Annotated in this window: 5 protein-coding genes and 2 rRNA genes; all 7 read right to left on the reverse strand. The window is 69.1% G+C overall.

Annotation, left to right across the window (positions count from 1 at the left end; all coding sequences use genetic code 11):
* On the reverse strand, positions 1-1545 hold a 1545-nt coding region (gene recN, locus A9310_RS21240; RefSeq protein ID WP_065632271.1), incomplete at its 3' end, for a DNA repair protein RecN.
* Between the two features lie 2 nt (positions 1546-1547).
* Positions 1548-2567: an NAD kinase gene (locus tag A9310_RS21245; protein WP_065632272.1), complete on the reverse strand. Its 1020-nt coding sequence runs from the start codon at positions 2565-2567 to the stop codon at positions 1548-1550.
* 70 nt (positions 2568-2637) lie between these two features.
* A complete protein-coding gene (locus A9310_RS21250; RefSeq protein ID WP_065632273.1) occupies positions 2638-3525 on the reverse strand; it encodes a TlyA family RNA methyltransferase in 888 nt (295 codons plus the stop codon).
* Positions 3526-3577: 52 nt separating this feature from the next.
* The gene (locus A9310_RS21255) at positions 3578-3868 is read right to left on the reverse strand and encodes a hypothetical protein (protein ID WP_065632274.1); all 291 of its coding nucleotides are present in this window, start codon (positions 3866-3868) and stop codon (positions 3578-3580) included.
* An 11-nt stretch (positions 3869-3879) separates the two neighbouring features.
* A complete protein-coding gene (locus A9310_RS21260; RefSeq protein WP_065632275.1) occupies positions 3880-6096 on the reverse strand; it encodes an HAD-IIA family hydrolase in 2217 nt (738 codons plus the stop codon).
* Between the two features lie 132 nt (positions 6097-6228).
* A 5S ribosomal RNA gene (gene rrf, locus A9310_RS21265) occupies positions 6229-6345 on the reverse strand.
* 113 nt (positions 6346-6458) lie between these two features.
* Positions 6459-6697: ribosomal RNA gene (locus A9310_RS21270) — 23S ribosomal RNA — on the reverse strand; the annotation flags it as partial.

Consider the following 6697-nt stretch of genomic DNA (forward strand, 5'->3'; position numbering starts at 1 on the left):
GGCCAGCCTCGACAACCGCTTCCCGATCTCCACGGCCAGCCTCGACAACCGCTTCCCGATCTCCACGGCCGCGCGACCACCGACCCCGGCGTCGACCTCGTCGAAGACCATCACCGATCCCGAGGTGGGTGCGGCGAGGACGACTTCGAGGGCGAGCATGACCCGCGAGAGTTCGCCGCCCGACGCCGACTTCGCGATGGGCAGCGGCGTGGCGCCGGGATGGGCGAGAAGTGCGAATTCGACCTTGTCCGCGCCGTCGGCGCCGGCGTGCGCGGCGGTGCCCGCGACGGTGACGGTCAGCCGGTCGTCGGGCGTCGCCGCGTCCGGGTTGACCGCGACCGCCAGCGCCGAGTCCCCCATTGCCAGTCCCTTGAGCTCGCGAGACACCTTGTCGGCCATCGACTTCGCGGCCTTCGACCGCAGCGTGTGCAACTTGTCCGCCGCGGCCTGCACCTTGTCCCGGGCCGCGGTCGCGGCGACCTCGAGCTCCTCGATGGAGGCCCGTGGGTCCTCGATCTCCGCGAGCCTGGCCTCGGCCTTGTGGCGCCAGTCGATCACTCCGTCGACATCCGGCGCGTACTTGCGGACGAGCGTCTTCAGCTCGGCCTGACGGGCAAGCAACTTGTCGAGCTCCTCGGCGTCGGCGGGTAGGCCCGACGTGAAGGCGGTCAGTTCGGCGCCGACATCGGTGATGACGGTGAGCGCCTCGGCGACGCGCGGGACGAGATCACGCAGCGTGTCGTCGGCCGCGGTCTCCAGCAGCGTGCGCACCGTTCCGAGTCCTTCGATGACCGATGATCCCGAATCCCCGGCGACGATGGCGTGCGCCTGGTCGGCGGCACCACGGATGGACTCCAGGTCGGAGAGCCGACGGATCGTCGCGGTCAGCTCCTCGTCCTCGCCGGGCACCGGATCGACGGCGGCGATCTCGTCGATGCCGAACCGCAGCCGGTCGGCTTCCTGCGCGAGTTCCCGGTAGTTGGCGCGGCGGGCGTCGAGTTCGTCGAGGACCTCGACCCAGGCCGTTCGTGCCTTCCGGTATGAGTCCAGCGCCGCAGCCGCCTTCGGGCCGGCGAACGTGTCGAGTGCCGCGCGCTGGTGTTCGGGGCGGAGGAGCCGCAACTGGTCGTTCTGGCCGTGGATGGCCAGGACCGCCGTGGTGAGTTGGCCCATGACGCCCACCGGGACGGACCGGCCGCCCAGATGGGCGCGGGATCGTCCGTCGGCGCTGACCGACCGGACCGCGATGACGGTGTCGTCGTCGTCGAGTTCGGCCCCGGTGGAGTCCAGGATGTCGGCGACGACCGGATCCCGGTGCGCTCCGCCGTTGTTCGCGAGCCGGAACCGGCCCTCGACGACTGCCTTGGGGCTGCCGGTCCGGACGCGCGTCGCGTCGGCGCGCGCACCGGACAGCAGGTGCAGGCTGGTGACGATCATCGTCTTGCCCGCTCCGGTCTCGCCGGTGAGCACCGTGAATCCCGGATGGAAGCGCGCCTGTGCCTCCTCGATGACACCGAGACCGGTGATCGAGATCTCTTCGAGCACGACTATGCCTGCCTCCCTCGCCATCCCGTGACCGGGAGGGCGAACTTGGTGACCAGTCGGTCGGCGAAGGGGTCGGAATCGATCCGGATCCAACGCACCGACCGTTCGCTGCGCACCACCTCGACCCGCGCTCCCGCGGGCACGTCGAGTGCGCGTCGGCCGTCGCACAGCGCCAGCGCAGACCGCCCGTTCTTGTCCACCTCCACCGCGATCCGCGATCGCGGACTCGTCACCATCGGCCGGGCGAACAGGGCGTGGGCGTTGTTCGGCACGACCAGGATGGCCTCGAGGTCGGGCCACATCACCGGCCCGCCGGCGGAGAACGCGTAGGCCGTCGATCCGGTCGGTGTCGACACCAGCACTCCGTCGGCGCCGAAGGCCGAGACCGGCCGGCCGTCGACCTCGGTCACGAGCTCGAGGACACCGTTGTTGCTCGTGTTCAGGACCGCGACCTCGTTGAGCGCCCAGCTGCACGCGGTCGGCGGATCCGGGTCGGCCGGGTCCACGATGGCGATGTCGAGGGTCATCCGCGGTTCGATGCGGTAGTCCCGGGCGATCAGCTGGGTCATGACCTCGTCGACGCGATGCGCCTCGGCCTCGGCGAGGAAGCCGATGTGTCCGAGATTGATACCCAGGACCGGAACCTCGGCGGGATAGGCCAGCTCGGCGGCCCGGAGGAAGGTGCCGTCACCGCCCAGGACGATGACGAGTTCGCAGCCCTCTGCCGTCGCGGACTCGGCCGTCGTGACCTCGACGACCGCGCCGAGCGAACGCAGGTATTCAGGGTCGACCGGTACGTTGCGGGGACTGGGCGACTCGCCCTCGTTGTTCCGGTACAGCACATCGTGATCGGGGGCGTCGCGGTCGAGGGTGTCGTGGTCGACCACGCGCAGCGCGACGTCGGCGGCCGCGCAGTGGCGCGCGATCGCCTCGATGGTCTCGAGCACGTTCTCGCGTCCGGTGTGGGCGACCACCAAGAACTCACGGGCACCGGTGTGGTCCGGTGCCGAATCGTCGGTCACTGGTGATCCCCTCCATCGAAGTGCGGTCTGGGACGAGTGCGGTGTCGGTACGGAGACGCGGGCCCAGCGGTCAGCGCGGTCCCGCGGCGACCGCCTGTTCGATCATGGCCCGGAGTTCGTCCGTGGACCCGGCGAGGCGATCCGCGTCGGTCGAGTCCGCCCGGTCGACCCTATCGCCCCACCCCGACTCCTCGCCCGTCCGGTCGACGTGCTCGTTGTGCAACCACAGGAAGTACTCGACGTTCCCGGACGGCCCCGGCAGCGGGCTCGCCACCACACCGCGCGTCCGCAGTCCGTGCGCGGCGGCCTCGGTCGCCACCCCGAGTACCGCCTCGGCGCGCAGCGCGGGATCGCGGACCACGCCGCCCGACCCCACCCGATCCTTGCCGACCTCGAACTGCGGTTTGACCATCGGCAGCAGGTCGGCGCCCGGCGCGCAACAGCGGGCCAGCGCGGGCAGCACCAGGCCCAACGAGATGAACGACAGGTCGGCGACCACGACGTCGACCGGGCCGCCGATGGACCCGGGCTCGAGGTGCCGGACGTTCGTCCGGTCATGGACCACGACGCGCTCGTCGTTCTGCAACCGCCAGATGAGTTGTCCGTATCCGACGTCCGCGGCGACCACCTCGCGGGCCCCGCGGCGCAGCAGCACATCGGTGAATCCCCCGGTCGATGCGCCGGCGTCGAGGCACCGACGCCCCTCCACCGTCAGGCCACCCGGCTCGAACGCCTCGAGCGCACCGAGGAGCTTGTGCGCGCCTCGTGACGCCCAGTCGTCTCGCGGACCCTCGTCGACGACGATCGGGGTGTCCCGGGTGACCCCGGTGGCCGCCTTCGACGCGATGGTCCCGTTGACCCGGACCGACCCGGCATCGACGAGCTCACGCGCCTGTTCGCGCGATCGGGCGAGACCTCGGCGGACGAGTTCGGCATCGAGTCGTGCTCTGGCGACCATGGTCAGAACCGCTCCCTCGTGGACGACTCCGGCGTCCGCACCGAGGCCGGTCTCATCGTCGGTCCACGGCGTCGAGGGCCGCGGTCAGCGAGTCATGGGCCTGTTCGAGAAGCGCCGCCTGACGTTCGAGCGCCGCCAGCGAGAAGGCRTCACCCGCCGATTCACGGATCTCGTCGACCTGCGCGAGGATCTCGGTGACCTCGGCCTCCACGTCGGGCAGCTCCCCGGCCCCATCGGCAATGGCGAATGCGTCGGCGACGGGGTCGAACTGTCGACGCGGCATCGCTCCCGGTGTGGGCCGGGACGGTCCTGGGTCAGCCGGGGAGGCGGTCGGGTGAGTCATCGTGGACCACGCTAGCCGACGACTGTGACACCGAGGGACTCGAGCTTGGTCCTCGCGGCCCCCTCCGCGATCACCCGCAATTCGTCCGGATCCGCGGACCCCGCATCGACCGCGGCCCAGGTGGCGGCGGCGAGCGCGGGCACCAGTCCCGCCTCCGCGCCGGAACCGGCGACCCGCACGGTCGAACCCTCGACGGTGATGTCCCAACCGGGCTGGTCGGACACCCGCACGGCGTCGATGTCGACGAACAGGCCGGCGAGGTCGTCGAGAACGTAGGTGGGCCGCTGCTCCGGGGGCGCCGACAGCAGATCGTCGACCGTGCTCACACCGGTCAGGACCAGAGCGCTCTCGATACCGACGGCATGGCCGCCCTCGATGTCGGTGTCCAGCCGGTCCCCGACCACGAGCGGCGCACTCGCCCGAGCACGCGCGATCGCGTCGGCCATCAACGGTGCGGCGGGCTTGCCGGCCACCATGGGCTCCTTGCCCGTCGCGTTGCGCAGCGCGGCGACCATTGAACCGTTCCCCACGAGCAGGCCCCGCTCGGACGGCAGGGTGGCGTCGATGTTCGTCGCGATCCACAGCGCGCCGGCCCGGATCGCGAGCGCCGCCTCCGACAGTTGCGCCCAACCGGTGTCCGGCGAGTGTCCCTGGATCACCGCGGCCGGTCGGTCGTCGGCACTACGCGTCACCCCGACACCGACTTCGCGGACTTCCTGCGCGAGTCCGTCGGTACCGATCACCAGTGCACGCGAACCCGGCTCGAGATGTTCGGACAGCAGCCGCGCGCCCGACTGTGCACTCGTGACGACGAGGTCGTCGGTCGCCTCGAACCCCAGCTCACGCAGGTGCGCGGCCACCTCGGACGGCCGCCGGCTCGCGTTGTTGGTCACGAAGAACCGCGGGATGTTCAGCCGGGCGAGGGCATCGAGCGCATTCGGCAGCGCGTGGTGCCCGGCGAACACCGTGCCGTCGAGGTCGAGGAGCAGTGCGTCGTGACGATCGACAAGGGTCACGGAGTCGGACGGCGATGTGATGGCGGGTTCGGCCGCAGACTCGGTTCCCGACGACTCGTCCAGGGTGGCGAGGGGATTGGGCACCCCTTCCACGATGGTCGACTCGGCGATCACGTCATCGCCGGCATCTCCCTCTTCCTCGGCAACGGCTGACACCGCCACCGAATTCGAGGTCTGTGACAGGTCGGCCGTACCCGGAACGGCCTCGATGGTGTCCTTCTCGATGGTGTCGTTCTCGATGGCACCGGACGCAGCAGGTGAATCGATTGCGGGAGTGACATCGGGCGCAGGCGCCGAGGCGGGCGGGATCGGGTCCGCATCGGAGTCGATGTCCCTATCGACAGCCGGCACCGACAGCGGGCTGTCGAGCTCGCCTGGCGCAGCGCCGTTCACTCCCACACTCTCGGACGGCTGATCGTCGTTGGCCAGCTCGGTCAGCCGGAACTCGGCATCGGTGACGTCGTCGACGTCGGCGGCCGCCGCGTTCATGAACCAGGTGATCGCGTCGTCGCGACGACCGGCAGCTTCCAGGGCAGACGCATATGCATAGAAGAGACGGGCCGGTCCGGTACCGAGCTGCCCGGGCTTGAGGTTCTCGGCCTGCAGCGTGACGACCGCTTTCTCCGGTTCACCGAGGTCCATGCGGGCACCGGCTTCGACGATCCGCATCTCGGTGGCATCGTCGCCGGTCAGTGACCGTCCCTCGTCACCGCGCGCGATCTCGACGGCACGGTCGGGGCGCCCGAGTCCGCGTTCGCAGTCGGCGATGAGCGGCAACAGGGCCGGGTTGCCGGTGATCCGCTTGGCTGCGCGGAGTTCGGTCGCCGACTCCTGCCACTCGCCCGCGTTGTAGGCAGCGATGCCGACGGTCTCGCGAACGACGCCGACCCGGGAAGCGCGAGCGCGTGCGGCACGTGCATGTTCCAGCGCCTGGACGGGATCCTCGAGCAGGATGCGCGACACCATCACCAGGTGCCGCGCGACGATCTCGGCGTTGGCCTTGTCGAGCGTCAGCAGATCACGGCGCACCTCGGGATCGAGATCCGACGCCGCGATGTCCTCGGGTAGCGGTGGCCCGGGCTGCCGGCTGCCGCGATCAGATCCGCGGTCACGCCCCGGACGATCATTCCGGCCACCTCGRCCGCCATCCCGCTGTCCACGTGTGTCCCGCTGGCCGCGCCCGTCGCGGCGCGGACGATCACGATCACTCATAGCTGCCAATCTATGCCCTCGAACCTTGCTGAGTAGTGCCGCCCGACGATGACGCATCAGGCGACCGACGCACGAGAAAGACCCCGTATCCGACGAAAGAAATCATCGAATACGGGGCCTTTCTGAAATTGTGTTCGGCGGTGTCCTACTCTCCCACACTGATTAGGGTGCAGTACCATTGGCGCTGGAGGGCTTAGCTTCCGGGTTCGGAATGGGGCCGGGCGTTTCCCCTCCGCTATAGCCGCCGTAACTTTGTGAAACAACTGTCACACAACAGTGTTTGTTTTTTGTTGTGTGTTGTTTCAGAAGTACATAGTGGATGCGAACACACCAAATCCGTGTTTGGTGATGTTGTGGGTGTTGTTGGTAAGTCCTCGGCCGATTAGTACCAGTCACCTGAACACATTGCTGTGCGTACAGTTCTGGCCTATCAACCCCATGGTCTGTGGGGGGCCTTAACCCCGCGAAGGGGGTGAGAAACCTCATCTTGGAACAGGCTTCCCGCTTAGATGCTTTCAGCGGTTATCCCTTCCGAACGTAGCTAACCAGCAGTGCCCCTGGCGGGACAACTGGCACACCAGAGGTTCGTCCGTCCCGGTCC

The organism is Gordonia sp. UCD-TK1 (genome assembly GCF_001691435.1).
GTDB classification, from domain to species: domain Bacteria; phylum Actinomycetota; class Actinomycetes; order Mycobacteriales; family Mycobacteriaceae; genus Gordonia; species Gordonia hongkongensis.

Coding starts and splice junctions, on each gene's coding strand:
- A9310_RS21250 (WP_065632273.1), bottom strand. CDS start 3,525: ATGGTCGCCAGAGCACGACTCGATGCCGAACTCGTCCGCCGAGGTCTC.